Consider the following 4,276-nt stretch of genomic DNA (forward strand, 5'->3'; position numbering starts at 1 on the left):
GCAAATTTCAACGCCGATCCAATCAACTCCAACACCTTCTTAAGTTTAAAGTCAAACAGCTGCTTATGCTGTGCTCTGCTTAAGCAGCTTCTAAGTCGATAATCAAACGTTCTGATTCTTCTTTTATTACTGCGTAACACTCGCAAGCTTTAGTTTTAAGTTCTTCTTTATTCTTAAGCTCAAAGTTGCTGCGGCGATAATCAATTATGCCAGCTTGCCGGAGTTTCTTTGCCACATCAGATATACTTTCTCGGCGAACCCCTAGCAAATGTGCAATTGATTCCTGTGTAATTGTTAAACTACTTGAATGTATTCGATCAAAGTTTAAAAGTAACCAACTGCACAACTGCTGCTCAATATTATGACGTCGATTACATACAGTTGCTTGAGACACCTGTATAAAAAGTGTTCCGACATAACGAAGCATCAATTTCTTCAATATTCCTGTACGACGACCCTCACTGCGCGCCAGAATACTTTTCAGTGATTTTAAAGAAATTCGATAGCAATGCCCTTCTACTTTGATAACTGTTTGAGTCAATGCCCTACCTCCTGTTAGGGCTGAAACACCTATGCAACCTTCGTTGCCAATTGTCCCCACTTCCATACCTGTGCCATCTTCTAAGTAGCATAACAATGAAGCAATGCTCGTAATGGGAAAGTAGACATAATTTAATTGATCGTAGACATCAAACAGTACTTCCGCACGTGGTAAGTTTACTAATTCAAGGTGAGGAGCTAAGAGTTCAAACTCGGATTGACCAAGCGCTCGTAAGATATGATTTTCACGCGGATTAAAAATCATAGACTTTCTCATATTTGTGCCTTAAAGATCATCCTTAACCTCGCTTTTTTTGATATTAGGATGGATAAAAGGAAAAGGTAGAGTAGCTTAGTGAATAGATTTATCGCTGATAACTGAGCATGACGCAAGTCGTCAAGTATTATCTATTGTCAAATCTCAAATCAATAAATATATCATTATCTTATAATAAACTAATATTATAGTCTACTATTTTATTTTCTTTGAGTGTATTTTCAAATATTACTTCTACTTAACCGCGTCTTTTGTTGTTTCAGGAAAATAACATGCTGTAAAGCAGTTTGCGGTTATTCAAGTCAATGCTCATCCTTTGAGCTACCATGACAATTACTGAGTGAGATACCGAACTGAGCATGTGCAGATAATTATGTAAATTTTCTGATACTGATACTTTTTGTCTACCTTATGTGAGCGGAAAACACCATGAGAATATAGAGGATTGTGCAATAGCCCATATACTCCTATTCCAAATTTTTTCAAGTCATTGCATTACTGGCAATCTGATAATCAAGGTTTCAATCGCGGCATTTAATTATTGAATCATTTTTTAATATTACCTCAAGCCTGTTTAATAGATTAACGATTCTGAGGTAAGTAACTGATCTGGATAAATAATGACTATCGTAAAATGGGTTGGGATCGTTTTATTGATACCCATTCTATTAATTATATTATTGATCTCGTTAGAGAACTGGAATTGGGCACGAGATATCGTTGCACAACAGGTCAGTGAGAGGATGCATCGTAAACTCACCATTAATGGGGATTTGAGCATTAACTGGTCCTTGGCTCCCCGTGTTCGTATTGAACAAATACAGTTTGAAAACGCTGCTTGGAGCGAACAAACTCATATGCTGGAACTTGCGATGCTTGATTTACGTATCGATCTGATCGAAATTCTCAAGGGCCGTATAATATTTCCAGAAATTATCCTCGTCCAGCCACACATTCTTTTGGAAAAATCAGCAGATGGTCAAGCTAATTGGGAATTTCAAACCGATAGTGGTCAGGAAAAACGTATGGATTTGCCAGTTATTGAGCGTTTACGAATTAACGAGGGGCGCCTTATTTATCGTGACTTATCCAAAAAGACAGCAATTAATGTTAATTTTGGGACAACTAGAGGGCAGGCTGACGGGGAAGAAGCTACCGAAATACAAGCTGAAGGGGAACTGGGAGGGCATCCTCTGACCATAGATTTAAAAGCAGGTCCCTTAGTTGCACTTCGAGAAGCAAAAGCGCCCTATCCACTGAAGCTTAATCTACAGGCGGGAAAAACCTCTGTCAACGTGAATGGAACTGTTACAGATCCTTTGCAGCTCAAAAGGATCGATTTGCAATTCGCAATGAAAGGTTCAGATCCTGATAAATTTTCACCCTTATTGGGAATTCCAATCCCCAGCTTACCTCCTTATCAGTTAAAAGGGGATTTGTCTCATCATGAAGAAATTTGGCAAATCGAGAATCTTAATGGCCGTGTAGGAGATAGCGATTTTGAAGGAAGTATGAGTGTGAATTTGGGTAAAAAACGACCTTTTATACAGGCAAACCTGACATCCAGAAAAATTGATTTAGATGATTTGGGAACCCTCATCGGCTTTACACCTGATACTGGCCCCGGAGAAACTGCTTCTCCAGCTCAGAAAAAAGAAGCAGAGAAGCAAGCGGCAAGTCCCTTTATTTTTCCAAGAAAACCTATTGTTTTTAAGGAACTACAAAATATAAATGCGAATATAACCCTTCGAGGTAAGCACATTGAATCGAAATTACCAGTAGATAATCTCTTCGTACATGTAATCCTCGATGAGGGTAATTTAATTCTGGCTCCTCTCGACTTTGGCGTTGCTAAAGGAAACATCGAATCGCGTCTTGAGCTTGACACGAGAGTTCAACCAGCCAAAAGCAAGGTTGAGACTAAAATACGTCATGTTCAACTCGATGAAATCTTACGCCGCTTTGATATTGCCGATGAAAGTGCAGGCTTGATCGGGGGACAGGGAATATACTGGTTCAAAGGAAATTCAGTCGCGGAGATGTTGGCCTCGGCTGATGGGGGTTTGCTGATGCTAATGACAGGGGGGAAGTTTGATGATTTATTAACTGAACTCGCCGGGCTTGATATTGGGGAGGCTCTGGTTGCGTTATTTGATGAAGAGGATAACACTGAGATAAATTGTGCTTTTGTGGACCTTCCCATCAAGGGCGGAATCATGAATTTAGATACTTTTGTTGTAGATACACAGGACACGGTTTTTTTGGGAAAAGGATCTATTAATTTTAAGAAGGAACAGCTTGATCTGATCATTGACCCCCAACCCAAGGATGTGAGTCTATTTTCGGCCCGCGCACCGCTTCATATCGAAGGTAGTCTTAAAAAGCCCACTGTTACTCCCGGCGCATCGGCGATTGTACGAGGTGCGGTTTCACTTGCGTTATTACCTTCGGCACCGATTGTAGGCTTATATTCCCTTCTTCAGAAAGAGCAGAAAGAACCGAAAGGACAAAAAGATAGTAAGCAAGAGAATATACACTGCGCAGGTCTTGTAAATGCCATCAATGAAGCTCGCAAAAAAAATAAATAATTATTAATTTATAGGAACGAAAAAGATGACTTACAACATACGCCATACATGGATCAGCGGTTATTTATTTATAATATTGGGGATCAGCGGATGTGCTGGTTTGTTTTCCCCTCAAAAAGTAGAAGAACCACCACCAGAAGATGTAATCCTCGCTATGAAGATCAAAGCAAAACTGATTGAAGCGAAGGAACTGAACGCGGCTGCCATTCATGTTAAAGCCTCTCATGGGCTGGTAGTCCTTAATGGATTTGTTGAAACAGAATCTCAGCGTCACTTAGCCAGTAAAATTGCACGGCACATATCCGGTGTCAAACAAGTCGACAATCAAATTCAGATCAAATAAACACAACGGCATTCGTTCTCAAGAATTGAGATATTCATTCCAAGCTTCCTGTTATTTCGAACCAATTGCCATACCTATCCTGATACATAAAAGGATAGATATTCCATGGCAAATAGTTTCTTCGGTCTACTCAAAGTGTAAAGTCATTTCTTGCTGTCTTCTAGGTTGATTAAGGCTTGAACCATCACCAGATGAATTATCAATTCATCCAAAGAACTTTATGGTAACGCTAATTGTGGGACAGTAGTGGGCTAGATCCGTTTGAGGTTATGGTCGAACTAGAAAGTAAAATCGTAACGTGAAAATTCCTGCAAATTCTATCTTTGAAAAGATCAAATTTTGTTTTAGCCATTGTTGCGATGATTTTATTACGTAATATTCAAATTATTGTTTTTTATCTCACCCAGCTTTTTAAAGTAAGTATTATATTAATCCCTTGTTCTCAAAGTGGAAAAGTTGTGATTAGGGGGTTAGAATTCCATGGAGTGGTAAAGGGATTTTATGACAAATGACTTGACTTTAAGGGGC

3 protein-coding genes are annotated in these 4,276 nt (G+C 39.2%); 2 read left to right on the forward strand and 1 reads right to left on the reverse strand.

Annotation, left to right across the window (positions count from 1 at the left end; translation table 11 throughout):
• Positions 1-79 precede the first annotated feature (79 nt).
• Positions 80-805, reverse strand: a complete 726-nt coding sequence (locus BM021_RS14515) for a Crp/Fnr family transcriptional regulator (RefSeq protein WP_177186396.1) — start codon at positions 803-805, stop codon at positions 80-82.
• A gap of 632 nt (positions 806-1,437) precedes the next feature.
• Between BM021_RS14515 and BM021_RS14520 the strand changes: the two genes are divergently transcribed.
• Positions 1,438-3,405, forward strand: a complete 1,968-nt coding sequence (locus tag BM021_RS14520; RefSeq protein WP_090721703.1) for an AsmA family protein — start codon at positions 1,438-1,440, stop codon at positions 3,403-3,405.
• A 25-nt stretch (positions 3,406-3,430) separates the two neighbouring features.
• The gene (locus tag BM021_RS14525) at positions 3,431-3,748 is read left to right on the forward strand and encodes a BON domain-containing protein (protein WP_090721704.1); all 318 of its coding nucleotides are present in this window, start codon (positions 3,431-3,433) and stop codon (positions 3,746-3,748) included.
• Positions 3,749-4,276: the final 528 nt, after the last annotated feature.

The organism is Nitrosomonas sp. Nm166 (genome assembly GCF_900112825.1).
Taxonomy (GTDB): Bacteria; Pseudomonadota; Gammaproteobacteria; order Burkholderiales; family Nitrosomonadaceae; genus Nitrosomonas.